Source organism: Thiothrix winogradskyi, from assembly GCF_021650935.1.
Lineage (GTDB): Bacteria > Pseudomonadota > Gammaproteobacteria > Thiotrichales > Thiotrichaceae > Thiothrix > Thiothrix winogradskyi.
Genome location: NZ_CP091244.1, coordinates 3967215 through 3991837, shown reverse-complemented (window position 1 = coordinate 3991837; position 24623 = coordinate 3967215). Strand labels below are relative to the sequence as shown.

25 protein-coding genes and 1 tRNA gene are annotated in these 24623 nt (G+C 51.2%); 10 read left to right on the top strand and 16 right to left on the bottom strand.

All coding sequences use genetic code 11. From position 1 onward, the window contains the following. Positions 1–72 precede the first annotated feature (72 nt). Positions 73–1452 carry a glycoside hydrolase family 18 protein gene (locus L2Y54_RS19740; protein ID WP_236498445.1) on the top strand — a complete coding sequence of 460 codons (1380 nt, stop codon included), beginning with the start codon at positions 73–75 and terminating at the stop codon, positions 1450–1452. Here L2Y54_RS19740 and L2Y54_RS19735 read toward each other — a convergent pair. Next, positions 1449–2627: a M20 aminoacylase family protein gene (locus L2Y54_RS19735; protein WP_236498444.1), complete on the bottom strand. Its 1179-nt coding sequence runs from the start codon at positions 2625–2627 to the stop codon at positions 1449–1451. The two genes, L2Y54_RS19740 and L2Y54_RS19735, sit on opposite strands and share 4 nt — an antisense overlap. An 89-nt stretch (positions 2628–2716) precedes the next feature. Between L2Y54_RS19735 and L2Y54_RS19730 the strand changes: the two genes are divergently transcribed. Together L2Y54_RS19730 and mltB are read left to right on the top strand one after the other, a co-directional pair. Continuing rightward, complete coding sequence (locus L2Y54_RS19730; protein ID WP_236498443.1) at positions 2717–3364, top strand: hypothetical protein; 648 nt, start codon at positions 2717–2719, stop codon at positions 3362–3364. Positions 3365–3435: 71 nt separating this feature from the next. After that, positions 3436–4590, top strand: a complete 1155-nt coding sequence (gene mltB, locus L2Y54_RS19725) for a lytic murein transglycosylase B (RefSeq protein ID WP_236498442.1) — start codon at positions 3436–3438, stop codon at positions 4588–4590. A 46-nt stretch (positions 4591–4636) separates the two neighbouring features. Here mltB and corA read toward each other — a convergent pair whose 3' ends face one another. The 11 genes from corA to L2Y54_RS19670 all read right to left on the bottom strand — a co-directional run bounded on the left by corA (position 4637) and on the right by L2Y54_RS19670 (position 12354). Next, complete coding sequence (gene corA, locus L2Y54_RS19720) at positions 4637–5590, bottom strand: magnesium/cobalt transporter CorA (RefSeq protein ID WP_236498440.1); 954 nt, start codon at positions 5588–5590, stop codon at positions 4637–4639. 26 nt (positions 5591–5616) lie between these two features. Further along, complete coding sequence (rapZ, locus tag L2Y54_RS19715) at positions 5617–6480, bottom strand: RNase adapter RapZ (RefSeq protein WP_236498438.1); 864 nt, start codon at positions 6478–6480, stop codon at positions 5617–5619. 4 nt (positions 6481–6484) lie between these two features. After that, on the bottom strand, positions 6485–6973 hold the full coding sequence (locus tag L2Y54_RS19710; RefSeq protein WP_236498437.1) for a PTS sugar transporter subunit IIA: 489 nt from the start codon (positions 6971–6973) through the stop codon (positions 6485–6487). Between the two features lie 6 nt (positions 6974–6979). Then, on the bottom strand, positions 6980–7315 hold the full coding sequence (hpf, locus tag L2Y54_RS19705) for a ribosome hibernation-promoting factor, HPF/YfiA family (RefSeq protein ID WP_236498435.1): 336 nt from the start codon (positions 7313–7315) through the stop codon (positions 6980–6982). A 57-nt stretch (positions 7316–7372) separates the two neighbouring features. Then, positions 7373–8866, bottom strand: a complete 1494-nt coding sequence (locus tag L2Y54_RS19700) for an RNA polymerase factor sigma-54 (protein WP_236498433.1) — start codon at positions 8864–8866, stop codon at positions 7373–7375. Positions 8867–8991: 125 nt separating this feature from the next. Then, positions 8992–9717: an LPS export ABC transporter ATP-binding protein gene (gene lptB / locus L2Y54_RS19695; protein ID WP_236498431.1), complete on the bottom strand. Its 726-nt coding sequence runs from the start codon at positions 9715–9717 to the stop codon at positions 8992–8994. Beyond that, complete coding sequence (lptA, locus tag L2Y54_RS19690; protein ID WP_236498430.1) at positions 9714–10169, bottom strand: lipopolysaccharide transport periplasmic protein LptA; 456 nt, start codon at positions 10167–10169, stop codon at positions 9714–9716. The genes lptB and lptA overlap by 4 nt, the downstream gene beginning before the upstream one ends. A gap of 28 nt (positions 10170–10197) precedes the next feature. Next, positions 10198–10638, bottom strand: a complete 441-nt coding sequence (lptC, locus tag L2Y54_RS19685; RefSeq protein WP_236498429.1) for an LPS export ABC transporter periplasmic protein LptC — start codon at positions 10636–10638, stop codon at positions 10198–10200. Beyond that, on the bottom strand, positions 10635–11189 hold the full coding sequence (gene kdsC, locus L2Y54_RS19680) for a 3-deoxy-manno-octulosonate-8-phosphatase KdsC (protein ID WP_236498428.1): 555 nt from the start codon (positions 11187–11189) through the stop codon (positions 10635–10637). The genes lptC and kdsC overlap by 4 nt, the downstream gene beginning before the upstream one ends. After that, on the bottom strand, positions 11189–12163 hold the full coding sequence (locus L2Y54_RS19675; protein ID WP_236498427.1) for a KpsF/GutQ family sugar-phosphate isomerase: 975 nt from the start codon (positions 12161–12163) through the stop codon (positions 11189–11191). Before L2Y54_RS19675 ends, kdsC begins: the two co-directional genes overlap by 1 nt. Before the next feature lie 104 nt (positions 12164–12267). After that, positions 12268–12354, bottom strand: a tRNA-Leu gene (locus tag L2Y54_RS19670). Between the two features lie 78 nt (positions 12355–12432). Between L2Y54_RS19670 and queA the strand changes: the two genes are divergently transcribed. Both queA and L2Y54_RS19660 read left to right on the top strand, forming a co-directional pair. Continuing rightward, a complete protein-coding gene (gene queA / locus L2Y54_RS19665) occupies positions 12433–13467 on the top strand; it encodes a tRNA preQ1(34) S-adenosylmethionine ribosyltransferase-isomerase QueA (RefSeq protein ID WP_236498426.1) in 1035 nt (344 codons plus the stop codon). A 209-nt stretch (positions 13468–13676) separates the two neighbouring features. Next, positions 13677–14504, top strand: a complete 828-nt coding sequence (locus L2Y54_RS19660; RefSeq protein ID WP_236498424.1) for an SH3 domain-containing protein — start codon at positions 13677–13679, stop codon at positions 14502–14504. Positions 14505–14544: 40 nt separating this feature from the next. Here the strand turns inward: L2Y54_RS19660 and folD are convergent, their stop codons facing one another. From folD to ppsA, 3 genes are read right to left on the bottom strand one after another with little or no spacing between them, the layout of a single operon-like run. After that, a complete protein-coding gene (gene folD / locus L2Y54_RS19655) occupies positions 14545–15402 on the bottom strand; it encodes a bifunctional methylenetetrahydrofolate dehydrogenase/methenyltetrahydrofolate cyclohydrolase FolD (RefSeq protein WP_236498423.1) in 858 nt (285 codons plus the stop codon). A 46-nt stretch (positions 15403–15448) separates the two neighbouring features. Continuing rightward, complete coding sequence (gene ppsR, locus L2Y54_RS19650; RefSeq protein ID WP_236498422.1) at positions 15449–16294, bottom strand: posphoenolpyruvate synthetase regulatory kinase/phosphorylase PpsR; 846 nt, start codon at positions 16292–16294, stop codon at positions 15449–15451. Further along, positions 16284–18665: a phosphoenolpyruvate synthase gene (gene ppsA, locus L2Y54_RS19645; RefSeq protein ID WP_236498421.1), complete on the bottom strand. Its 2382-nt coding sequence runs from the start codon at positions 18663–18665 to the stop codon at positions 16284–16286. The genes ppsR and ppsA overlap by 11 nt, the downstream gene beginning before the upstream one ends. A 281-nt stretch (positions 18666–18946) precedes the next feature. On the opposite strand from ppsA, the gene L2Y54_RS19640 reads away from it, so the two are divergent. Then, the gene (locus tag L2Y54_RS19640) at positions 18947–19858 is read left to right on the top strand and encodes a LysR family transcriptional regulator (protein WP_236502073.1); all 912 of its coding nucleotides are present in this window, start codon (positions 18947–18949) and stop codon (positions 19856–19858) included. Positions 19859–19864: 6 nt separating this feature from the next. Here L2Y54_RS19640 and L2Y54_RS19635 read toward each other — a convergent pair whose 3' ends face one another. Next, the gene (locus tag L2Y54_RS19635; protein ID WP_236498420.1) at positions 19865–21070 is read right to left on the bottom strand and encodes a glycosyltransferase; all 1206 of its coding nucleotides are present in this window, start codon (positions 21068–21070) and stop codon (positions 19865–19867) included. Positions 21071–21388: 318 nt separating this feature from the next. On the opposite strand from L2Y54_RS19635, the gene ccoN reads away from it, so the two are divergent. Genes ccoN through ccoP form a run of 4 tightly spaced genes read left to right on the top strand, consistent with a single transcriptional unit; the run spans position 21389 to position 24532 of the window. Then, positions 21389–22825: a cytochrome-c oxidase, cbb3-type subunit I gene (ccoN, locus tag L2Y54_RS19630; protein ID WP_236498419.1), complete on the top strand. Its 1437-nt coding sequence runs from the start codon at positions 21389–21391 to the stop codon at positions 22823–22825. A gap of 11 nt (positions 22826–22836) precedes the next feature. Beyond that, positions 22837–23457: a cytochrome-c oxidase, cbb3-type subunit II gene (gene ccoO / locus L2Y54_RS19625; protein ID WP_236498418.1), complete on the top strand. Its 621-nt coding sequence runs from the start codon at positions 22837–22839 to the stop codon at positions 23455–23457. Positions 23458–23462: 5 nt separating this feature from the next. After that, positions 23463–23642, top strand: coding sequence for a cbb3-type cytochrome oxidase subunit 3 (locus L2Y54_RS19620; RefSeq protein ID WP_236498417.1), 180 nt, complete (start codon positions 23463–23465; stop codon positions 23640–23642). After that, entirely contained in the window at positions 23639–24532 is an 894-nt protein-coding gene (gene ccoP, locus L2Y54_RS19615; protein ID WP_236498415.1) for a cytochrome-c oxidase, cbb3-type subunit III, read from the top strand. Before L2Y54_RS19620 ends, ccoP begins: the two co-directional genes overlap by 4 nt. Positions 24533–24623: the final 91 nt, after the last annotated feature.

The following is a 24623-nucleotide window of genomic DNA, read 5'->3' as shown; positions in this document are numbered from 1 at the left end:
CAATGGTTTTATGATAAAGAATATTAAGCTAATATAAAGGTTTTAGGGCTGAAGCATTTGGGAGAACACGCCATGAGAATGACAATGGCTAACGTTAATCGGATGGTTGCCGCTTGGCTACTGGCATTGATGACGTTGGCGGCACCATATACTGTTTGCGCAGGTGAAAAAATTACCAAGCCGTGGGTAACGGGATATATCACTGGTGAATGGCATCGCAGTGATGGAACTATTGGTATCCTGAATGATGAGGACTGGAATACCTTGACTCATGTTATTCACCATGCGGCGGGTCTTAACAGTGATGGTTCACTGGACATGAACTATGGTGGTTGGCAGCTTAGCAGCCAAAGTCGGCGTACTGCATTGATTGAGCAGGCTCACGCTAAAGATGTAAAAGTTTTGTTTAGTGTCGTGAATTTCGGCGGGTATGCACCGGTATTAGCCGATCCGGCGAAGCGGCAAACCTTGGTTACTCAACTCATTAATGTGCTGAAAAATGGAACTGACCCCGGTTATGACGGGCTTGATATTGACCTTGAACCCGTCACTGCGGACAGTTCCGGCAATAACCCCAATTACGAAGCCTTCATCAATGACTTGCACACTCAAATGAAGACGATTAATAAAACCAACAACCCCGGTATGTTGGTGGATCGCCCTTTACTAGCCATTGCGACGGGTATTGAGGTTGTGGCTGATAATGGTGGCGGGGATTTGCGTAAGCTCTTGGCTAAACTGCAAGATAAATTGGATCAAATCAACGTGATGGCGTATGACTTGTCTACGATCAATGAAGGGATCGTGTGGCACGACGGGGCATTGTATGACGGTGGTAATAAATATCCTACCAATTCTGCTCGCTCGGTGGTCTCTGCGAATCGTGCTATTCAGCAATTTATTAGTGGTGGGGTGTTACCCAGCAAATTAGGTCTCGGTATCAGTGCTGAAACGCGGGTGTGGCGTGGCGGTAAAGTAACAGGCTCTACTGATGGCGTGACCGCACCATTGCAAGCATGGACAACAGAGCCACTGTGGTGGATGAGTAGCGGGGTCGACCGTGGGCGTTATGCTCAATTGATGAAGCCGGGCTATCGCTGCATTACAGGCTCTACTGATGATTGCAGTTACAAGCCGGAGTATTACCGTTGGGATGATCAAGCCAAAATGCCTTATCTCAGCATTAATAAAACAGGCTCAGCCAGTGATATGTTTATTTCTTACAATGACCCCCGCTCTGTTTCGGAAAAAGTGAAGTATGTTAAGGAAAAAGGCTTAGGCGGCGTGATGCTGTGGGAAATGGGGCGTGAATGTTTGCCACCGGGGGCAGGTGGCGGTTCTGTTGACCAGTGTGTTTCTGGCGACGGTAATTATCGCCCACTCTTGAAAGCGATTCGCCAGACCCTGCGCACCGGGACTGGCAAATACAAGCCGTTGCTGGTACAGCCTTAATGGCACAGGTGTTGTACTAAACGCACCCAGTAACTTGCCCCTAGCGGCAAGATATTGTCATTGAAATCGTAATACGGATTATGCAAAGCGCGGCTTTCGGTCGCGTCGCCATTGCCTATCCAGATGTACGCACCGGGGCGGTGTTGCAGCATATAGGCGAAATCTTCCGCGCCCATACTCGGTGGCGGGTTCCATTGCACACATGCCTCGCCTACTAAACCGGTCGTGACCTGATAACACGCTTCGGCATTGCTGGAATGGTTGATGGTCGCGGGGTAGCCTTCCATAAAACGCACACTGGCACTGGCAGCGAACGCTTGCGCGGTGTGTTCCACCAATTGTTGCAAGCGTTGTTTCAGTAAGGCGCGATCTTGCGGGTCAAGGCTGCGGATAGTACCGTGTAAACTCACGGTTTCAGGGATCACATTGTAAGCACTGCCGCCTAGCATTTTGGTAATGCTAATCACGCCGCCGCTGGTGGGTTTCAGGTTACGTGCCACAATGCTTTGGGTTGCCGTAATAATATGCCCCGCAACCAATACCGGGTCGATGACCGTATCCGGCATCGCGGCATGACCGCCTTGCGCTTGGATGTCAATGTCGAAACTGTCGGTCGATGCCATGACCGCACCGGAATGCACCGCAAACTGCCCGGTAGGAATCCCCGGCCAGTTATGCATTCCGTACACTTCGGTGATGGGGAAGCGCTCGAATAAGCCTGCTTCTATCATGCGTTTTGCCCCGGCATTGCTTTCTTCAGCGGGTTGGAAAATGAAATACACCGTTCCGGTAAAATCCGGGTGTTGCGCCAAAATCGTAGCAGCTCCTAGCAGCATGGTGGTGTGACCGTCATGCCCGCAACCGTGCATTTTTCCGTGATGGCAGGAGGCATGAGCGAAGGTATTCAATTCGGTCAGCGGTAGCGCATCCATATCGGCGCGTAAGCCAATGTGTTTAGCGCCGGGTTGCTTGCCGTGTAGTACACCGACTACGCCGGTTTCACCGATACCGGTGTGAACTTCTAAACCCAGCGCCTGCAAACGTGCGGCGACTTGGGCGCTGGTGCGGAATTCTTCGTAAGCGGTTTCGGGGTGTTGGTGAATATCGCGCCGCCATTGTTGCATATCGGCGTGCAGGGCGTGGCTGGCGGCAATCGGGTCGAGTTTGGCGGTCATATTACATCCTTTCTTTTCGTGTATGGTCGCGATTTTATGGGGGAGGTCTGGTATTCTTCTCATGATTCATTTTCTCAGGTATCACTCTCATGAAAAGACTACAAGGCATCATGCTATCAGCCGCTTGTTTAGCAGCAAGTCAGGTGCAGGCGCAAGAGCCACCTACCACAGCACCACAACCCGCAGTGCCGAATGCATTGACATTTCCACCACAGGCGCAGCAGCCAGTGGTTTACCCGTATGCTAATTACCCCAGCTATAATTACAGCAACTATGGTTATTCTGCCTATCCTTACGGTTATTATTACCCGTATGCACAGCAACAACCGGCTTACAACACTTATAACCCGTATATGCCGCAACAACAGACATACGGCGCTTACAACGCTTACAACCCGTATGCGCAGCAGTATAATCCTTATGCCGCGCAACGCATGATGCCATACCCGCAACGCCCGCCTGTCCAGCAGAAGAAAAAGGAAGTCAAGCCGTGGGGCGATACCCGTTATATCTGGCCTGATTTTTACACCGATTTTACCGGCGATGCCTTCGATAAAATGATTAATGCGCCTTACGACATGGGCAGGATGCCGGGCGGCTGGCAATTTCCGTCGATCAGTATGCCGGACCCGGTAACAGTGAGTGATGCAATTGCCAATCAAGTACCGCCGTTTGCGGAAGAAGCCGGTAATATGGTTCCAGCGGATGATGTGGGTAATATTATGCCATTTAAATAATGCCCCAACTGTGCTAAGCTATCAGCCAATTTTTTAAGTTAAATAACAGTAAATGATAATTGGAGGCTTGAATGTATTTGCCGAAAAACCTGTTGGCTTATGGGGCAGCAACAGCGCTGGTATTGAGTTTGGGGGCGTGCAGCTCAACACCGGAAAAATCCGAAACTGCGGATAACAACAGTGCTCAGCAAGTGAGTGAACAAGTGCAAGCGCCAGTAACAGCGCAAGCGGATCAAGCACAAGTCCTCAGCTATGGCGGCAAAGGGGTTGGCAATTATGCTGCCGCCAGTTTGGGCGGTGATTTTGCCGGAAATGCTCAGTTATTGAATTTCATCGAAAAGATGGTTAATAGTCATGGGTTTAATCGCCAGTATTTGTACGGTGTATTTTCACAAACCCGTAACCGTGATGATGTTGCTCGCCTCTGGGCAGGTTCGAGTTCAGACCCCGGTAGCCCGAAAGGTTGGTACGCTTACCGTGACCGCTTCGTAACCGCTGCGAATGTGCAACGCGGTGCAGAATTTTGGCAGCAGCATTCCGCGCATTTGCAACGGGCGCAACAGCAATACGGGGTTCCCGCTGAATACATTATCGGCATCATGGGGGTGGAAACCCGCTGGGGGCGCATTCTGGGGAAACATCGGGTGATTGATGCATTGGCGACTTCTGCCGTTGTGAACCAACGCCGTAGCCAATTCTTCTTTGATGAATTGAAAAACTACCTGCTGATGACCCGCAGTGAACGCATGGATCCGCTGGCACCAAAAGGCTCGTTTGCGGGCGCAATGGGATATGGGCAATTCATGCCGAGTAGTTTCCATTCCTTCGCGGTGGATTTCGATGGCGACGGGGTGCGTGATTTATGGAATCCCGTCGATGCCATTGGCAGTGTGGCGAATTACTTTGCGCAGCACGGTTGGCAGCAGGGTGGCGAAGTTGCCGTGCCAGCGCAAGTAACCTCTAACCAGTACGCCAGTGTGCCGGATGGTTTTAAGGTTAAGTATTCCATGTCAGATTTGCAGCGCATTGGTGTTACCCCGCAATACGGCAGGGGTTCAACGGGTACGGTGCATTTATTGGCACTCAGTACCGTGCCGAATGGTTATAAAGAACCGTGGATTGGTTACAAAAACTTCCATGTGATTACCCGCTATAACCGCAGCAATTACTACGCGATGACCGTACATTTATTGTCACAAGCCGTGCGTGAGCGTGTCGGTAAGTAAAACATTGTCCTCTACCGTAGGGGCGAAAGATTTTTCGCCCCTACCCCTACATCCAGCCTTTACGTTTAAAGAACCAGTAGGGCGTTACCCCTGCCAGAATCATTAGACCAATCGCCATTGGGTAGCCAAACACCCAATCCAGCTCCGGCATGACCCGGAAATTCATCCCGTACAAGCTGGCAACTAATGTCGGCGGTAGAAATACCACCGCTGCAATCGAAAACATCTTAATGATTTTATTCTGTTCGATATTGATGAAACCTTGTGTGGTTCCCATCAGGAAGTTTATTTTGTCGAACAGAAATGTGGTGTGTGACATTAAGGTGTCAATATCGCGAATGACTTCGGGGATAATTTCCTGCCCCGCTTGGGTATCGCGCAATTGGCGTTGCAGGAATGAAATGGAGCGTTGGGTATCCATCAAACACAGACGCACTTTGCCGTTACTGTCTTCTAAAGCTGCTAAGTCGTCGATGGCGCTTTCTAAATCGGTGTCGGTTTCTTCCAGTACTTTGTGGCTGATGACTTCGAGTTCATGGTGCAAGTCTTCGATGGTATCGGCGAGGTTTTCCACTTTTTGTTCAAACATGGTGAGCAATAAGTGCCGAGGTGTACGTACTTCCACTTGCCCGCGCCGCGCCCGCATCCTGAGTAGACGAAAATCAGCCAGTTCTTGTTCCCGCACCGTAATCAGGCGATCCGCTTGTAAAATGAAAGCAACCGTGGTGGTATCCATGCGCCCTTCACTCTGTGTCACAAACAGCGAGTGCACGTGAATACCGCTGCTATCGGTGAAATAACGGGCAGACGATTCGATTTCCTCAACATCATCCGATTCCGGCAGTTCGGTGTGCAGCAGGACTTCTAAACGCTCGCGTTCTTCATCCGAGGTATCTTGCGCGTCAATCCAGCCAGTGTGGGAAATGGCGTAATCCAAGAGTTTGTCGCCGAGTTTATGTTCGACTAGTTTGCCATCCGCAAAGCCGAAAAATCGTAACATTGCTGGTCTCCGGTGAGGTGGGGTATTTAGCGCACGTAGTTGAGTTCACGGTGGCGTAAGATAACATTTTCCCCTAGGCTTTGGCGGAAATGCTGATAAAGGCGCTCAGCCAGATAGACTGAACGGTGCCGTCCGCCGGTACAGCCGATGGAGACGGTTAAATAAGCGCGTTGGCAATTGCTGTCGAGGCTGGGAAGCCAGTTGCTGAGGAAATCACGAATGTCGGCGTACATGCGTTGCACGTCGTCGTGCCGTTCCAGCCATTCAATAATGCCCGCATCGCGCCCGGTAAGTGAGCGCAGGTCTGGTTCCCAATACGGGTTAGGTAAGCAACGCACATCAAATAGGAAATCAGAATCCGTCGGCTGATTGTGTTTGAAACCGAAGGACTGGATCATTAGGGATAAATGCTGCTGTTCGGTTTGCGAAATGCGAGCTTTGAGCATTCGCCCTAATTCATACACACCGATGTGCGAAGTATCCAGCCGTAAATCCGCATCCGTGGCGAGGGGTTCTAATAATGAGGCTTCCAGCGCAATGGCTTTGTCGAGTTCTTGGGTTTCGCTGGTTAAGGGGTGGCGACGGCGTGTTTCATTATAGCGCTTGCGCAAAACGTCTTGTTCGGCATACAGGTAGACGACTTGAGTGCTGGGAACACGTTGGCGTACCCGTTTGATAATCGCGGGGGTGTCCAACAAACTGTCACGACCGCCGCGAATATCAATGCCCACCGCTAGGTATGGTTGCTTGGCTATTTGCGGTGTCCCCAGCAGTGCTTCCAATAATTGCGAGGGCAGGTTGTCGATACAGTAATAGCCGTTGTCTTCAAGGGTGTGCAGCGCATAGCTTTTGCCCGCGCCGGACATGCCGCTGATAATGACTAAGTGCATGGTATTAAGCTGCCATTGCACCCACAAACGGGTGTCTGGGTTGATTAAAAAGGTCGAGGAAACGATCCAGCACGGTTTGCGCGTCGTGATAACAGCAAATCTGCTCGATCAGGGATTTTTGCATCAGGGTACTGGTCAGTTGGGTGATCAGTTCAGAATAATCAGGGGCTTGGTTGGCGGGTACGAGGATTGCCATGAATAATTGCACGGGTTTTTTATCCGGTGTATCCATTTTAACGCCATCTTCCAGCAACAACAAAGCCCCACAAGGTTGATGGATGGACATGCACGCATGGGGAATGGCGACGCCATTGCCGATAGCGGTACTACCCAGTTTCTCCCGATTGGTCAGGGCGTCGAAAATCGCCTCAGCTCCCAAGCTTGCCTGATCGGCGGCAAGCATGTTTGCCAATTGTTCAAAAGCACGTTTCTTGCTGGAAACATCAAGCTTACAGGCAATCCGGGTGGGAGAAAGCAGGGTGGTTATGTCCATGTGTTATCAGTCCGTTGTTTCAGCCGCAGCGATCAGTTGAGCTGCTTCCTGACGATGATGGTCTTTCACTTTTTCCTTGTGTTTGACAATTTGTCTGTCGAGCTTATCCGTCAGCGCATCAATCGCTGCATACATATCATCAGCGTAGGCATCTGCAAAGAAGTGATTGCCATTGACATGGAAGGTCGCTTCCGCCTTGTGACGTTGTTTTTCGACTTCCAGGATGAAATGTATTTTCATTACCTGGTCGAAGTGGCGCTTCAGGCGTTCAGCCTTTTCGCGCACATAATTATTCATGGAATCTGTCACTTCAAGATGATGACCAGTGATTTCTAATTGCATAATGCAAGCTCCTTGTTCAGGTCATGGAAAAAACCACGCCCCATTATGGTGCGAGGCTTAGGTCGGAAGCAATGCTTTCCGGTCATGCGATGACGGAATCAACATGGCTTCACGGTACTTGGCGACGGTGCGCCGCGCTACATTAATGCCTTGCTGATTCAGCAAAGCAGTCAATTGATTGTCACTCAAAGGCGAACTCTGATTTTCCTCGTTGATTAGTTTTTTGAGCATGGCGCGAATCGCCGTGGAGGAACAGCTAGACCCGGTATCGGTGTCTACTTGGCTGGAAAAGAAGTATTTGAATTCAAAGATACCACGCGGGGTATGCAGGTATTTGTTGGTGGTGACGCGGGAAATGGTGGATTCGTGCATTTCTAGCTCTTCTGCAATGTCCCGGAGAATGAGTGGCTTCATCGCCTGTTCTCCATATTGCATGAAAGCGCTTTGGCGTTCAACTATTGCTTTGGCAACACCTAATAAGGTTGAGTTGCGGCTCTCCACACTGCGAATTAACCACTTAGCTTGTTGCAGGTTGGACTTGAAATAAGTGGCGTCCCGTTCACTCTTTACTTGACCCAGCATGTCTGCATAGTACTGATTAACTTGCAGATTTGGTGTGACTTGTGCATTCAGTGAAACCACCCAGTCTCCTTTGATCTTACGGACATACGCATCCGGCACGATGTAATCAGCCGCCGATGACGAATAAGCACTCCCCGGACGCGGTTGTAAGCTACGCAACAATAAGAGGATTTCCTCTAGCTCACCCTGTTCTATTTTCAACCGCTTGCTAATTTCTTTATAGTCGCGTCGTTCCATCAAGTCCAGATGTTTTTCAACTAAATGACGGGCTTTGAAGAGTAAACGGCTTTCGGGTAGGTGTGCAAGTTGAATCAGCAGGCACTCGCGTAAGTTGCGTGCACCCACCCCTAACGGGTCAAGTTGTTGGATGAACTTGAGCACGACTTCCACATCGTCAAGGTCGATGGGCAGTTCCGCGCTGAGCGATTCTAGAATATCTTCCAGCGGATCGCACAAATACCCCGCATCATCCAGCGAGCTAATAATCACGGTGGCAATTTGTTTGTCGATATTGGTGAGGTTGCTCATGCGGATTTGCCACAGGAGATGTTCCTGCAAGCCACTGTCGGCGGTATCACCTTGATTTTCTAAGAAACCGCTGTTATCGCCATTGCCGTCACTGTTGCTGCTGCGGGTGTCGTAGACATCTTCCCATTCGGCATCCATGTGCAATTCGTCAGGAATGTCTTGGTCAAACGGGGAGGCGTCATCGGGTGCGTCAACGGTAGCCTCGTTGTCGGGTTTGCTGTCGTTACTGTGGTCGGTAAGGTTAGCAAGTTCGGTAACAGGCTCAGGGCGTGAGTCGTCGGTATCCTCGGCTAATTGCAGCAAGGGGTTTTCTTCCAAGGCTTGCTGGATTTCGTTCTGCAACTCCAGTGATGACAATTGCAACAAGCGAATGGCTTGCTGCAACTGCGGTGTCATGGAAAGTGTCTGACCAAGTTTGAGATCGAATCCCTGTCTGAGCATTGTTCTTGTTGTTCCTTGTGCCGATAAGCCATGAATCCTAAGGTTCTACGCTTTCATACTACCCTAATCGTTTGCTGGTGCAAAGATGCGATAGTCGGGGTGAATGCCGCCTGACTAAACCTGATTTACAGTTTGAAGTTTTCACCGAGGTAAACCCGCCGCGCTTGTTCGTCTTGCAAGATGGCATCGGGTGAACCTTCCACCAAAATTTTACCTTCACTGAGGATATAAGCCCGGTGGCAAATGCCCAGTGTTTCGCGCACATTGTGGTCGGTGATCAGCACGCCAATGTCACGGGTAACGAGGTGGCGGATAATGGTTTGAATGTCTAAGACCGAAATGGGGTCAACTCCGGCAAACGGTTCATCCAACAAAATAAAGGCGGGGTCACTTGCCAGCGCCCGTGCAATTTCAGCGCGGCGACGTTCCCCACCAGAGAGGCTAATCCCTTGGCTATCGCGCAAATGGGTGAGCTGAAATTCTTCCAGCAAGCTATCCACTTTGTCTTGGCGTTGATTGCGGTTGAGGTCTTTACGCAACTCCAAGACTGCCATAATGTTTTGCGCCACGGTCAGTTTGCGGAAAATGCTGGCTTCTTGTGCCAGATAGCCAATGCCTTCGCGGGCGCGTTCGTGCATGGCTTGAGCGGTAATGTCTTTGTCATTGAGCAAGACTTGTCCTGCATCTGCGCCCACTAAGCCGACGATCATGTAGAAGCAGGTGGTTTTGCCCGCGCCGTTTGGCCCCAATAAGCCGACCACCTCGGCGTTATTGACGTGCAAATCCACGCCTTTGAGAATTTGACGTTTTTTGTAACTTTTTTGCAGGTTACGCGCGGCTAAGGTATTCATTCGGCAACTTTATTGGTGGGGTAAAACACGGCAGAGACGCGCCCGGATTTGCCTTTGCCCCCGGCTTTGAGTTGACCTGTATCGGTTAAATACTCGATATGGTTGCTGGTGAAACGGTCTTGATCTTGCAGCAATTCCGCCTCACCGCTGAGAACCAAGCGCTTTTCTTTCACCCAATACTGCATTTCACGCGCTTTGCCGCTGGCAAGTTTGCCATTTTCCATTTTTTGCTTAAGGCTGACCGGTGTACCTCTCGCAATAATGCTGACGATTTCATTATTGGGCGCGTTGATTTCAATGTGAGCAGCACGGATTTCTAAGCTGCCTTGAATAATGGAAACATTGCCATCGTAGCTGGCAGTACCGGCGAGTTTGTCGAAGACCGCTGAATCGGCTTCAATTTGCACGGGCGCTGCCACGTCCGCTTTGAGGGCGTAAGCGCTGGATGTCATGCCTGCTAGCAGCAAGCACAGCAGCCATTTATTTAACTTGGTAGGTTGAGCGCACATTGGAATCAAATCTCAGTAAATTATCATCGAGTTTAGCGGTAAGCCCAGTGGATTGCATCGTACCATTGGGTGCTGTGATGAACACTTCGGCATCGGTAGTGATTTCCCGTGTGACTTGATCGTACAACAAGTGGTCTGTATGCAACTTGAATCCTTGGCTGGTATTCACTTCAGGCGCAATAATTCGGCTTTGGCGTTTGCCTTGCCAATGCGACAAATGCCGCCCCGCAATTTCGTAGCTGACTGTGCCATCGGCGGCTACTGCCATAATCGAAAAATCCGATAAGTAATAGTCAATCTGGTCTTTTTGCAGGGTAAGGCGGCTGAAGTCGGTTTTGCCTAAATAGTCCTCTAACTGCGTAATCAGCAGGATCAGCAGCAATACCGTGATCAGCGTCAGCAGGCGTTTCATGTCAAGTAGCTGGCGAGTTTGCTGTGCAATTTGCCGTGAGCGTGTAGCAACATTTCGCACACTTCACGGCCTGCACCGCGCCCGCCATTGGTTTGCGTGACCCAATGCGCGTGCTGCTTGACGTAGTAATGGGCATCGCCGACCGCGATGGCTAAGCCAACTTGTGCCATGACTGGCAAATCGACCACATCATCACCGACATAGGCAATGTTTTCTGGTTTTAAACCGGTTTTAGCCAGTAAATCCACAAAGGCTGGGCGTTTGTCGCGGTAGCCTTGCCAAATACGATCACGGGGAATTTTCAGGTTGTCGGCGCGGTGTAATACCAGTTCGGACTGTCGTCCGGTAATCAGTGCCATTTCCAGCCCGCTTTCCAGCAACATGCGGATGCCGTGCCCGTCTTTGGAGTTGAAGGCTTTGTATTCCTGCCCGTCATCGCCGTAAAACAAACTGCCGTCGGTCAATACCCCGTCAATGTCGAAAATGACCAGTTGGGTGTTGCGGGCGCGTGCCAGCACGTCAGCGGATAGGTTGTCGAAAGTGACTATCATCAAGCAATTCCTGCGCGTAAAAGATCATGCATGTGAATGATACCGATAACCGCCTCATCCTGCACGACCGGCAACACGGTGATGGCGTGTTCTTGCATCAAATTGAGTGCGTCGACCGCGAGACTGTGCGCATCAATGCTGCGAAATGGCGTGGTCATCAGGGCTGAAATCGGTTGCTCGTGCAAACGTTGCCCTTTTTCAAACGAGCGCCGCAAATCGCCGTCAGTGAAAATGCCCAATAATTTGCCTGTATCGGTGGTGATGGCGGTCATGCCGAGTTTTTTGCGGGTCATTTCCAGAATCGCTTGTTGCAAACTGGCAGCCGGTCGAACTTGGGGAATGTCAGCGCCGGTATGCATAATGTCACGCACATGTACTAGCAAGCGCTTGCCTAAACGTCCACCGGGGTGGGAGCGGGCGAAATCATTCGCCGTAAAGCCGCGTGCTTCCAGCAAGGCTACCGCGAGCGCATCGCCCATTACCAAAGTGGCGGTAGTGCTAGAGGTGGGCGCAAGCCCCAAGGGGCAGGCTTCTTTGTCGACCCCGATATTGATGTGAAAATCGGCGGCTTCCGCCATTGGTGAATGCGGGTTGCCGGTCATGGCGATAATGCACACGTCAAGGCGGCGGATAACCGGCAGAATTGCAAGAATTTCAGCACTCGTACCGGAATTGGAGAGCGCAATAATCACATCGCCGTTAACAATCATGCCGAGGTCGCCGTGGCTGGCTTCGCCGGGGTGCAGGAAAAACGCGGGAGTGCCGGTGCTGGCGAGCGTGGCAGCAATTTTGTTGCCGATATGCCCGGATTTACCCATGCCGGTGACAATGACACGCCCTTTGCAAGCGAGGATGGCTTCGCAGGCGTGCAAAAAGTCATAGTCTAAACGTGAGGGCAGGGCAGCGAGGGCTGCGATTTCCGTGTCGATGACGGCTTTCGCAAGGGCGAGTAGGTCTTTTGCGTGGTGTGGCATGGTGATTGTTAAGCCTCATTGTTGAAGATTCAGGAGGAGGCAGGCACAAAAAAACCCGCTACTGGCGGGTTAGATGTTCTCACTTGCGTTTGGTTCGTCACAAGTGGTGCCGGGAGCGAGACTCGAACTCGCACAATGTTACCATCGGCGGATTTTGAATCCGCTGCGTCTACCGATTCCGCCATCCCGGCTAGGATGTGAAGGCGGTGATTATACATAAGCTTTGCGGTTTGTCGAAACATTTTTTTCAAAATGTTACACTCTGCCCCATGAAATTAAGTGACTTCCATTACGACCTCCCTCCAGCCCTGATTGCTTCCGAACCGTTAGCGGAACGGACAGCCAGTCGCCTATTGATTTTGAACGGCACCAGCGGTGAATGCCGTGACGGTCAGTTTACCGATGTGCTCGATTTGATCCAGCCCGAAGACTTGCTGGTCTTCAATAATACCCGCGTGATTCCCGCTCGCTTGCATGGCGAAAAGGTCACGGGCGGCAAGGTTGAAGTGCTGGTGGAACGCATTACCGGCGAACACTCCGCGCTTGCCCATATTCGTGCCAGCAAAGCACCCAAGCCCGGTACGCGCTTGCGTTTAGAACAGGTGATTGATGCGCAAGTAACCGGGCGACAAGACGATTTGTTTGAGCTGCAATTTTTGCATACGGATTCGGCACTGAACTTGCTGGAGCAATACGGGCATATTCCCCTGCCACCTTACATCGAACGTGCGGATACGCCAGCCGATCGGGAGCGTTACCAAACGGTCTTTGCGCAACAACCGGGGGCGGTAGCTGCACCAACCGCTGGTTTGCATTTTGATCGGCCGCTACTGGATGCGTTGCGGCAAAAAGGTGTGCAAACCGCTGCGGTTACATTGCACGTGGGGGCGGGTACATTCCAGCCAGTGCGGGTGCAGGATTTGTCACAACATGTGATGCACGCGGAATATGCGGATGTTTCTCAAGAAGTGTGTGATGCGGTGGCGGCTTGCCGTGAGCGCGGTGGGCGTGTGGTGGCAGTTGGCACAACGTCGGTGCGTAGCCTCGAAAGTGCTGCTCGCGATGGCATGTTAAAACCGTTTCAGGGGGATACGCGCCTGTTCATTACGCCCGGTTATCAATTCCGGGTGGTGGATGTCATGATCACCAATTTCCACCTGCCTGAATCGACCTTATTGATGCTAGTGTCGGCGTTTGCTGGGTATGAAAACATTATGCAAGCCTACCAACATGCCGTTCGTCGGGAATATCGCTTCTTTAGTTACGGTGACGCAATGCTTATGACCTATAGACAGAATAAATAGCTATTTCGTCTGTCAGGGTTGTGACTTTTTTGCAACTGTAAGATCATAATCATGTAACGTAAATCTATGTTTATCAAAGATTAATCAAGTCTATGGTTGATTAGTTTTTGATCGAGCTGGCAGTTTGTTTTATCCCCAACATCTGCTGTGCTATTTAACTTGCGAGATGATGCGCCCGTTGTCAGTCGGGAATGCGTCGGAGATTGATTATGAACAAAAAGAGTGTCTTCAAAAAAATGTCCTTGCCGTTGCTGAGTGGCTTTATGTTGTTAGCCGTGCCGCTGTTGGGTATGGCGGCGTTGCCGATGCCTGCTGATAATTCCCTGATTTACCGTGTTCATGGCTTGGATGCGGGTAATGTTTTGAAAATGTACAAAGAACCGGGTAAAGAGGTCATTGTAAACCTTCCCCACAATGCCACCTGGATTGCGCGGCGTAATGCGCAAATGACCATTGGTGACAAAGTTTGGGAAAAGGTGAGCTGGGATGATCAAACCGGTTGGGTATTATCCGATGCCTTGGAAGAAGATCCCAAGGCGACTGAAGCCGCGAATGCCCGCCGCCAGTGTTTGGTTGACCCTGCGGTAGCCGACAAGGAATGCTGCGGCTACCCAGAAGCAGCAAAAGGTGGTTTATTCAAATCCATTCCGGTTTACGCTGTGCAGGATTTGTCAGCAGGTGAAAGCCTGATGATGTACGTGGATCACGGCGAGGATGCGATTGCAGTGGAGATTCCCCACAATGGTACCAATATCGTCAAGCTAGGGCAGCGGGCAGAAGCCGGTGCATTCGCGATGGAACGGGTGCGTTGGGCGGGTCAAAATGGCTGGATAGATGCGTCTAAAATGTCTTTCGACGAAGCAAAAACTCAATACGGTGATGCGAAACGCCAAAAATGTGGTGGTGTTTCCGGCGGAGTAGATTTCAAAGCATCTGAAGTGGTTTGTCTACCAGCCCCCGTGATTCGTCGCTTGCAAGAATCCGGTGCATTGGATGCCGAAACTGTCAAAAAGCTGTTGGAACAGGCTCCTAAGTAAATGCGGGTAGGGGCGAAATATTTTTCGCCCCTACCTTATTTTAGAATGGATGTTTTGCACTCGCTTCTAACGTATTTTTCATCAGCATGGCAACGGTCATTGGTCCTACACCACCCGGCACTGGGGTAATCCACGCCGCACGTTCAGCCGCACTGTCAAATTCCACATCGCCCGCCAGTTTGCCGTTTTCCAGCCGGTTGATGCCCACATCTATCACGGTTGCGCCCGGTTTAATCCAGTCGCCTTTGACTAGCCCCGGTTTGCCCGCTGCGGCAATGACAATATCAGCTTGGCGTACCAATTCGGGGGTCATGCAGCCGCTAAAACGGTGCGTGACAGTGACAGTTGCACCCGCCAGCAATAATTCCAATGCCATTGGACGACCGACAATATTGGATGCGCCAACGATGACGGCATGACGACCTTTGTAAACTTCACCCGTGCTATCCAGTAAGCGCATCACGCCGTAAGGGGTACAGGGGCGCAGGCTGGGAATGCGTAACGTCAATCTGCCGACGTTGGTAGGGTGAAAACCATCCACGTCTTTGCTGGGGTTGATTTGCTCAATGATTAGGGACGCATCCAGATGCGCGGGCAGTGGCAGTTGCACCAGAATGCCGTCAATCAAGGGGTCGTGGTTAAGCTCGTTAATTAACTCGACCAATTCGTGCTGGGTGGTTTGCGGGGGCAGGTCATACGAGCGCGACATAATGCCGACTTCATCGCAGGCTTTGCGTTTATGACTGACGTAAACTTGTGATGCAGGGTCGGAACCGATCAGGATGACTGCAAGACCGGGGCGGCGTTTGCCTTGTTGTAAGCGGGCATCCACACCTTGTTTGACTTCGGTGCGGACTTCGGCGGCAATTTTTTTGCCATCAATGATCTGGGCTGTCATGGCATTCCTGCGGGGGCTTTGAAAAGCGCGTATTGTCGCACTGGACTCACTCCCCGTACAACTGCCGTTTCAACCCGCTGCGGTTCAAAATAGTCGTGGCAATCTCTTCAATCGAAATCGCAGTCGTATTGATGTAAGGAATATTTTCGCGGCGGTATAAACTTTGTTGCCACTCCAATTCCTGTTGGCATTGACTCAAGGAGGCGTAACGGCTGTTGGGTTTGCGTTCTTGACGAATACGCTGCAATTGTTCCGCAGCAATCGTCAAACCAAACAGTTTATTGCGGAAGGGATGCAGGATTTTAGGCAAGCCCGACGCATCCATGTCTTCCTCGGTAAGCGGATAATTGGCAGCGTAAATGCCGTACTGCATTGCCAGATACAAACACGTTGGCGTTTTACCGGAGCGCGATACCCCGATCAGAATAATGTCAGCTTCGGCAAAGCTTTTCGCGCTGATGCCATCGTCGTTGGCTTGCGCAAAATTAATCGCGGAAATCCGTTTGGAATACGACGCATCGTTGTGCAAGCTGTGCGATCGCCCGATAGCGTGGGAAGAGGGTTGCCCCAGTTCTTTTTCCATCGAGCCGATAAAGCTGTCGAAAAAGTCGTAAATCGCGCAATCCGCCGCTTCGATATACTGGCGCACGTCGGGGTTAATCAGGGTGCTAAACACCAGCGGGCGGCAACCATCCTGTTGCGCCATCAGGTTGATTTGTTCAGCAGCTTCCCGTGCTTTTGCCTCGGAGTCGAGAAACGGGATGCTAACTTTGCGCCATTGGACACCGTCAAACTGGGTCAACAAACTGTGACCCAGTGTTTCGACGGTAATCCCTGTGCGGTCAGACAGATAAAACACCGTCCGCCGCTGTCTTCCGGGGTTATTTTCCATCTAAGCTAGCCAAATGCAGCCAGGTATCTACCACGGTATCCGGGTTCAATGACAAGCTGCTGATGCCTTGCTCATGCAACCACACCGCGAAATCGGGGTAATCCGAAGGCCCTTGCCCGCAAATGCCGATGTATTTACCGTGCTTGTGGCACGCATCAATCGCCATTTTTAGCAGCTTTTTCACCGCAGGGTTACGCTCATCAAACAGGTGTGCAATCAAGCCGGAATCGCGATCCAGACCCAGCGTCAACTGCGTCATGTCGTTGGAGCCGATGGAGAAGCCGTCGAAGTATTCGAGGAATTCTTCCGCCAGCACTGCGTTGGAAGGAATTTCGCACATCATGATCAGGCGCAAACCGTTTTCGCCACGTTTAATGCCTTGGGTTGCCAGCAATTCGGTGACTTGCTGCGCTTCTTCCAAGGTGCGGCAGAACGGAATCATGATTTCGACGTTGGTTAAGCCCATTTCATTGCGGACTTTGCGCAACGCACGGCATTCCAGCTCGAAGCAGTCGCGGAAATTGGCAGACAAATAGCGCGAAACACCACGGTAGCCGATCATCGGGTTTTCTTCGTGCGGCTCGTAACGGTCGCCTGCCATCAGGTTGGCGTATTCGTTCGACTTAAAGTCGGACATGCGCACGATGACCTTGTTGGGCGCGTAAGCTGCGGCGAGGGTAGCAATGCCTTCGACCAGTTTTTCCACGTAGAAATCAACCGGGCTGGCGTAACCGGCAATCTTCGCGCCGATTTTGGCTTTCAGATCCGCAGGCAGGTTGTCGAATTCCAGCAAGGCTTTCGGGTGGATACCGATAGTATTGTTAATGATGAATTCCAAGCGTGCCAGACCAACACCCGCATTCGGCAGGCGCGAGAACGCGAAGGCGCGGGACGGGTTGCCCACGTTCATCATGATTTTCACCGACAAATCAGGCAGGTTGCCAGTGTCAGCGGTGCGTACTTCAAACGGCAGCAAGCCGCTATAGATGAAACCGGTGTCACCTTCTGCACAGGAAACGGTGATTTCGTCGCCAGCATTGATGCGTTGGGTTGCGTCGCCACAGCCGACGACGGCGGGGATGCCCATTTCACGCGCAATGATCGCCGCGTGGCAGGTACGTCCGCCGCGATTGGTGACGATGGCGGAAGCGCGTTTCATGATCGGTTCCCAGTCGGGGTCGGTCATGTCGGTCACGAGTACGTCGCCTTCTTTCACCTCGTTCATCTGGCTGATGCTCATAATGATACGAGCTGGGCCTTGACCGATTTTTTGACCGATAGCGCGGCCTTCGGCAACCACTGTGCCTTTTTCTTTGAGCTGGTAGCGTTCGATAATGGTGGCAGAAGCGCGGCTTTCGACCGTTTCAGGGCGGGCTTGCACGATGTAGAGCTTGCCGTCGCCGCCATCGAGTGCCCATTCAATGTCCATCGGACGCTGGTAGTGCTTTTCGATAATCATGGCTTGGCGAGCGAGGGATTCGACTTGCTCTTCGCTCAGGCAGAAACGTTCACGGCGGGCTGCATCGACTTCACGAGTCAAAGTGGCTTTATTGTGTGCGTCACCAGCCGATGCGGCGTACACCATTTCAATCGCTTTGCTACCCAAACGGCGTGACAAAATCGCCGGACGACCGGCTTCAATATTGGGTTTGTAAACGTAGAATTCGTCGGGGTTGACCGCGCCTTGTACTACGGTTTCGCCCAAGCCATACGCGCCAGTCACGAAGACGGCATCACGGAAGCCGGATTCGGTATCGAGGGTGAACAATACGCCGCTTGCGCCGATGTCGCTGCGTACCATTTTTTGCACGCCAGCGGACAAGAACACTTTGTCATGCTCGAAGTGTTGGTGGACGCGGTAGGCAATCGCACGGTCATTATAGAGGGAGGCGAATACTTCCTTGATGGCGGCGATAACGTTATCCAGCCCACGCACGTTGAGGAAGGTTTCTTGCTGACCGGCGAAGGATGCATCCGGCAAGTCTTCAGCCGTGGCGGAAGAACGCACTGCGAACGAGGCAGTATCGCCTGAACCCGCAGCCAGTGTGTCATAGGCTTCGCGCACGGTTTCCAGCAATTTTTCGGGTAATGGTGTATCCATGACCCAGCCACGGATGGTTTTGCCTGCGTTGGTGAGGGCGTGGATGTCGTCTACGTCGAGGGAATTCAGGAGCGCGTTGATGCGGTCAGCCAGACCGTCAGCGCGGATAAAATCTTGATAGGCTTCTGTGGTGGTGGCAAAACCATTCGGGACGCTAACGCCCACGTTTGCCAAGTTGCTGATCATTTCCCCAAGGGAGGCGTTTTTGCCGCCGACGATGTTAACATCGTGCATCCCCAATTGGTCGAACCAAAGAATGTAATCTGCCATTGCGCGATCTCCGTCAGTCGAAGTTGGAAGTTTGGATGTTGATATTTTAGTTGTTTTAAGGTTGAAGGGTTATTGTTTCATAGGGGGCGGGGGATAAAAAGAGCGGCGTTCTATAGCGAACGCCGCAAGCACCACAGTTAGCATAGATAAGCACTCGTGGTGAGTGCTTAACTGCGGCGTAAGATACCGAAAATAATGCATTGTAAAAAATCAATTGTTTCAATTATTACTATTGTATTGCACAATAATGTCATAATGGAGGAGGATAAATAATCGTGGCAATGCACTACTACAAGCAAACGCGCTATAAATTATTGCGGACTTTTTGCGTGGTGGCGCAAAAAGAAAATATCACCCATGCAGCAGATCAGTTGCATATCAGTCAGCCCACGGTTTCATTGCAAATTCAAGCACTTGAGCGTGAAATGGGTGAGAAGTTACTGGAGCGGCGTGGTCCTAGTGTACGTTTAACCCCAGAAGGGCGGATTCTTTACCAATTGGTGCAGCCGATTGCCGCTGGGATCGATTCCCTCAAAGAAACCTTTGCGGCGAGTTTGGGGAAGATGGAGCAGGGGGAGTTAAACATTGCTGCGGGTCAATCCACGGCTTTGTATGTGTTGCCGAAATATTTGGAGCGATTTTGTGCGGCTTATCCCGGTATCCGCATCAACTTGCACAATGTTGAAGGCCAGAGTGGCATGAAAAAACTGCTGGAAGATCAGGTGGATTTGGCAGTCGGTCCTTTATTGCAAATTCCTGAGACGATTGTTTATAAGCCGTTTGCTGCGTTTGGTTCGATCCTGATTACCCCGGAACATCATCCTTTGGCTGAGTTAAAGCGTAAGGTGACGCTGGATGATATTAGCCCTTATGGTTTGATTTTGCCGCCACGCAATATGAGTACCTGGCGGATGGTTGACACGGTTTTTCGTCAGCATGAAGTGGCGTATTCGGTGGCTATGGAGGCGGGTGGCTGGGAAATCGTCAAGCGCTACGTTGAAATGGGCTTGGGTATTTCGATCGTGACCGAAGTGTGTTTAACCGGGCATGAGAATATTGTAGCGGTTCCACTCAGTGATTATTTTCCCTCGCGCAGTTATGGTTTGATTGTGCGGCGGGGTAAGTTTTTTACCCCGCAGGCCAAGCGTTTCATTGAAATGTTTGACGAAAACTTCTTTATGGAAGATGTGTGATGGCTCTTAGCCGCTAACCAGCATTGTCATGGTTTCCGTTTGTGCGTCATTCACGAGATTCTGATAGATTTTTTGATATTGTTCGGTAATGCGCTGAATATTGTAGGTATGGTGAATGCGCTGCATGGCGCGTGAGCCTACCTCCTGTCGCCATGCCTCCCCAGCATTCATCCATTCCAGCCAGGCAAAGGCGAGTGCAGAGGGGGTGGTTTCCTGTACCGGCAAACATTGCCCGGTGTTGCCCATAATTTTGGCTACATCACTGACATCGGTGGCGACGCAGGGGATGCCGCACGCCATGGCTTCGGCAACACTTTCGGGGAAACCTTCGCCATAGCTGGAGGTTAGTGTGTATAGATCCAGCGCATTCATGAGGTGGGGAATATCTTTGCGCCCGCCTAGCAGGTGCAGGTTTTGTTGAGCCGGTATTTTATCCAGTAAATACTGCAATTTAGGGTTATTTGCCGTTACCCCGCGTCCCGCCAATATAAAGTGAACATTCGCTTGGTGTTGTAACAATAAGCGAGCTGCTTCCAGAAATAAGGCATGATTTTTCACCGGATGGTAATGCGCAAATAAACCAATGACGAAAGCATCCTCAGGAATACCCAAACTGTGGCGCATACCGTTGCGCTGATAAGGGTTGGGTGAAAACAGTTGGGTATCAACACCGTTAGGAATGACCAAGTTACGCTGGTTATCGTAACCAATCGCGGTGTGTTGGTCAGCACTCAGGTAGGTGTTGTAAATAATATGTTCAGGGCTGGCCGAGCGTTTGGCAGCGAGTTCGATAACCCAGCGCGTGGTACGTGCTTCTTTATTGAGATCGGGCAAGGTGTGGTGAATGTTCCATAGCACGGGGTAACGGTTGCCAAGGGATAAGTTTGCCAGTGATGCGGCGAGATTGCCTTGGTACATCCAGCCTTGGATGATGTCGGGTTCAAGCGTGCGTAATAAGCGTGTCAGTTTGAAAATTTGCCAGCCTGCGGTGATATTGTTGTGCATATCCAATGAAAAAACATCAATGCCATGCGCCCGGATACGGTTGCTGAGTTCGGCTTCACCATCGAGTGAAATGACGACTGGCTCGAAGCGGGTACGGTCGGTATGTGCCATGAGTTTGTATAACATCATGGATGCGCCATCCGTATTTTCAGTGCTTAAACGGGCAATGATGTGGATGACTCGGATTTTTTGTGTGTTGTATGTCATTAGGCAAACTCTCCCTCATGTGTATGGGCTTAATCCTGTTACAGATTGGCGTAGGCAGGAAGGTTGCGCTGGATAGAGAAGGGTATTTGCCAGATAACTGTATGAATAGAGACTAATGATGCCGCTTACTTGATATATGTCAATACGCATTGCGTCTGTTGATTTTTGATCAGATTGCGGTGACATATATTGACTTTAATCAAGCATGAGCCTGCCTTTCTGGTGGATGCTTCGGATACCGGAGGTGTGTGATTTCACGCAGTAGTTTGTGTGTAATTTACCACTTCCGCGAGGTGTTCAACTCTTTCGGAGGATCTTATGCAAAACCAGCAGACCTACAATTACAAGGTCGTGCGGCAGTTTGCCATTATGACGGTGGTCTGGGGGATCGTCGGCATGTTGGTAGGCGTGCTCATTGCCGCGCAATTACGTTGGCCGGAACTCAATTTTGATGTTTCGTGGCTCACGTACAGCCGTTTACGTCCGCTGCATACCAATGCAGTTATCTTTGCTTTCGGGGGTTCTGCCCTGTTTGCGACCTCGCTGTATGTGGTGCAGCGTACTTGTCACACCCGGCTGCTGTCTGATGGTTTGGCATCCTTCGTGTTCTGGGGTTGGCAATTGGTCATCCTGCTGGCGGCGATTACGTTGCCGTTGGGTATCACGTCTTCCAAAGAATACGCGGAACTGGAATGGCCGATTGATTTGCTGATTACGGTGGTGTGGGTTGCTTATGCCATCCTGTTCTTCGGTACGATCATGAAGCGCAAAACGCCGCACATCTATGTGGCGAACTGGTTCTACGGCGCATTCATCCTGACTGTTGCTCTGCTGCATGTGGTTAATAGTGCTGCGCTGCCAACGGCATTGTTTGGCGCGGGTGACATGATGAAGTCTTACTCTGCTTATCCAGGGGCGATTGATGCAATGGTGCAGTGGTGGTACGGGCATAATGCGGTCGGCTTCTTCCTGACAGCAGGCTTCTTGGGGATGATGTATTACTTCGTGCCAAAGCAAGCTAACCGTCCGGTTTATTCTTACCGTTTGTCTGTCGTGCATTTCTGGGCGTTGATTTCCACTTATATGTGGGCAGGCCCGCACCATTTGCATTACACCGCGCTGCCTGACTGGACTCAGACTTTAGGTATGGTGTTCTCGCTGATCCTGCTGGCTCCAAGCTGGGGCGGGATGATCAACGGGATTATGACGCTTTCCGGTGCTTGGCATAAATTGCGTACTGACCCGATTCTGCGCTTCATGGTGGTTTCCCTGTCATTCTACGGCATGTCGACCTTTGAAGGGCCGATGATGGCAATCAAAACCGTTAACGAACTTTCCCACTACACGGACTGGACGGTTGGTCACGTTCACTCTGGCGCATTGGGCTGGGTGGCAATGATTTCCATTGGTGCGATTTACGCTTTAGTACCGAAATTATTCGGACGTGAAGCTATGCACAGCATTAAGTTGATCGAAATTCATTTCTGGGTGATGACGGTTGGCGTGGTGTTGTATATCGCTTCCATGTGGATTTCCGGGGTAATGCAAGGCTTGATGTGGCGGGCGGTGAATGCCGACGGTACGTTGACTTATAGCTTTATACAGTCTGTTGAAGCCACTTATCCGTATTATACCGTGCGTTTGCTGGGTGGCATTATGGTGCTGAGCGGCATGTTTATAATGGCATTTAACGTGTGGAAAACCGTTGTGGGCAGCAAACCTGCTACTGACGCGATTCCCGCCGCAGCACATTAAGGAGGTTAGCCATGAGTAGCAATACAGGCCATGCAGTCGTTGAGAAAAACGTCGGTTTAATGGCTATTTTGATTTTGATCGTGGTGAGCTTTGGGGGATTGGCGCAAATCGTGCCACTGTTCTTTGTCAAAGATACCACCGAGCCAGTAGCGGGGTTGAAACCGTACTCTGCGTTACAGCTTGAAGGGCGTGATGTGTATATCCGTGAAGGTTGTTATGGTTGCCATTCACAGATGATCCGTCCATTCCGTGCTGAAACTGAGCGTTACGGGCATTACTCGGTGGCGGGCGAATTTGTCTACGACCATCCGTTCCAATGGGGTTCCAAGCGTACTGGTCCTGATCTGGCACGGGTTGGCGGGCGTTACAGCAATGACTGGCATCGGGTTCACCTGATTAACCCGCGTGACGTGGTGCCGGAATCCAATATGCCGGGTTATCCTTGGTTGGCTGAAGCCGTGCTGGATGGCGGTGATACGGCTGCCAAAATGACAACCATGCAGGTGCTGGGTGTTCCTTATACCGATGAGGAAATCGCCAAGGGTGCAGACGAAGTGAAGGGCAAAACCGAAATGGATGCGCTCATTGCTTACCTGCAAAACTTGGGTACGGCTATCAAAACCCAACGGTGAGCAAGATGGAATACAGTGATTTCCGAGGTATTTCTACGTTACTGGTGATGATCGCTTTCTTCGCGGTCGTGTGGTGGGCTTACAGCAAGCGGCGTCAACAGCGTTTCGACAGTGCTGCAAACTCCATTTTCGACGAGCAAGAGGAGAAAATGCACAGTGCGTCAGTTAAGGAGGTAGACAAATGAGTGGTTTCTGGAGTGGTTGGATTATCCTGATCACATTGGGCAATATTTTTGCCTGTTACTGGCTGATTCGCTGGACAACGAAAACCCGTCCGGGTGAAGCAGCACAGGGTGACGTGACAGGCCATCAATGGGATGGTCTGGAAGAGTACAATAACCCGATGCCGCGTTGGTGGCTGTGGTTGTTTTACATCACCATTATCTTCGGGCTGGTTTATCTGGCACTGTTCCCCGGTTTGGGTTCCTTCAAAGGCTTGTTGAACTGGTCTTCACAGGGCAGTCAATACGGCGCTGAAATGGAGAATGCAGCGGCTACTTACGATCCTATCTTCAAGAAGTTTGCGGCATTACCCATTGCGGATGTGGCAAAAGACGAAGAAGCCCAAGGCATGGGGCGGCGTATGTTCCTGAGCTACTGCGCTCAATGCCACGGGTCGGATGCGGAAGGTGCTAAGGGTTTCCCTAACCTTGCGGATGCGGATTGGCTGTACGGCGGTTCACCGGAGCAGATCAAGCAATCCATCCTTGCTGGGCGTAATGGCGTCATGCCACCGCACAAAGACCGGGTGGATGAAGCCGGTATTGATGCACTAGCCAATTACGTCATGAGCCTGAGCGGTCGTGAAGCCGATGCTGCGAAAGTGGCTCAAGGTCAGCAATTGTACACCGCGAACGGCTGTCTGGCTTGCCACGGGATGGACGGCAAGGGCAACCAAGCCTTGGGTGGTCCGAATCTGACTGACAACATCTGGTTGTATGGCTCTTCGGCTGATGCCATCAAGGAAACTATCGCCAACGGACGTATGGGGCAGATGCCTGCGCACGCTGACTTCCTTGGGGAAGACAAGGTGCACTTGTTGTCAGCTTATGTGTATGGGTTGTCGCAGAAGTAGGTGAGAACCCCTCACCCCAACCCCTCTCCCTCAAGGGGAGAGGGGCTAAGAATTCTCTTGTTCCCCCTCGCCCCTTGAGGGAGAGGGGGTT

Bases quoted from the DNA above. Each gene is read 5' to 3' on its own strand.
- L2Y54_RS19740 (WP_236498445.1), top strand. From the start codon at position 73: ATGAGAATGACAATGGCTAACGTTAATCGGATGGTTGCCGCTTGGCTA.
- L2Y54_RS19735 (WP_236498444.1), bottom strand. From the start codon at position 2,627: ATGACCGCCAAACTCGACCCGATTGCCGCCAGCCACGCCCTGCACGCC.
- L2Y54_RS19730 (WP_236498443.1), top strand. From the start codon at position 2,717: ATGAAAAGACTACAAGGCATCATGCTATCAGCCGCTTGTTTAGCAGCA.
- mltB (WP_236498442.1), top strand. From the start codon at position 3,436: ATGTATTTGCCGAAAAACCTGTTGGCTTATGGGGCAGCAACAGCGCTG.
- corA (WP_236498440.1), bottom strand. From the start codon at position 5,590: ATGTTACGATTTTTCGGCTTTGCGGATGGCAAACTAGTCGAACATAAA.
- rapZ (WP_236498438.1), bottom strand. From the start codon at position 6,480: ATGCACTTAGTCATTATCAGCGGCATGTCCGGCGCGGGCAAAAGCTAT.
- L2Y54_RS19710 (WP_236498437.1), bottom strand. From the start codon at position 6,973: ATGGACATAACCACCCTGCTTTCTCCCACCCGGATTGCCTGTAAGCTT.
- hpf (WP_236498435.1), bottom strand. From the start codon at position 7,315: ATGCAATTAGAAATCACTGGTCATCATCTTGAAGTGACAGATTCCATG.
- L2Y54_RS19700 (WP_236498433.1), bottom strand. From the start codon at position 8,866: ATGCTCAGACAGGGATTCGATCTCAAACTTGGTCAGACACTTTCCATG.
- lptB (WP_236498431.1), bottom strand. From the start codon at position 9,717: ATGAATACCTTAGCCGCGCGTAACCTGCAAAAAAGTTACAAAAAACGT.
- lptA (WP_236498430.1), bottom strand. From the start codon at position 10,169: ATGACATCCAGCGCTTACGCCCTCAAAGCGGACGTGGCAGCGCCCGTG.
- lptC (WP_236498429.1), bottom strand. From the start codon at position 10,638: ATGAAACGCCTGCTGACGCTGATCACGGTATTGCTGCTGATCCTGCTG.
- kdsC (WP_236498428.1), bottom strand. From the start codon at position 11,189: ATGATAGTCACTTTCGACAACCTATCCGCTGACGTGCTGGCACGCGCC.
- L2Y54_RS19675 (WP_236498427.1), bottom strand. From the start codon at position 12,163: ATGCCACACCACGCAAAAGACCTACTCGCCCTTGCGAAAGCCGTCATC.
- queA (WP_236498426.1), top strand. From the start codon at position 12,433: ATGAAATTAAGTGACTTCCATTACGACCTCCCTCCAGCCCTGATTGCT.
- L2Y54_RS19660 (WP_236498424.1), top strand. From the start codon at position 13,677: ATGAACAAAAAGAGTGTCTTCAAAAAAATGTCCTTGCCGTTGCTGAGT.
- folD (WP_236498423.1), bottom strand. From the start codon at position 15,402: ATGACAGCCCAGATCATTGATGGCAAAAAAATTGCCGCCGAAGTCCGC.
- ppsR (WP_236498422.1), bottom strand. From the start codon at position 16,294: ATGGAAAATAACCCCGGAAGACAGCGGCGGACGGTGTTTTATCTGTCT.
- ppsA (WP_236498421.1), bottom strand. From the start codon at position 18,665: ATGGCAGATTACATTCTTTGGTTCGACCAATTGGGGATGCACGATGTT.
- L2Y54_RS19640 (WP_236502073.1), top strand. From the start codon at position 18,947: ATGCACTACTACAAGCAAACGCGCTATAAATTATTGCGGACTTTTTGC.
- L2Y54_RS19635 (WP_236498420.1), bottom strand. From the start codon at position 21,070: ATGACATACAACACACAAAAAATCCGAGTCATCCACATCATTGCCCGT.
- ccoN (WP_236498419.1), top strand. From the start codon at position 21,389: ATGCAAAACCAGCAGACCTACAATTACAAGGTCGTGCGGCAGTTTGCC.
- ccoO (WP_236498418.1), top strand. From the start codon at position 22,837: ATGAGTAGCAATACAGGCCATGCAGTCGTTGAGAAAAACGTCGGTTTA.
- L2Y54_RS19620 (WP_236498417.1), top strand. From the start codon at position 23,463: ATGGAATACAGTGATTTCCGAGGTATTTCTACGTTACTGGTGATGATC.
- ccoP (WP_236498415.1), top strand. From the start codon at position 23,639: ATGAGTGGTTTCTGGAGTGGTTGGATTATCCTGATCACATTGGGCAAT.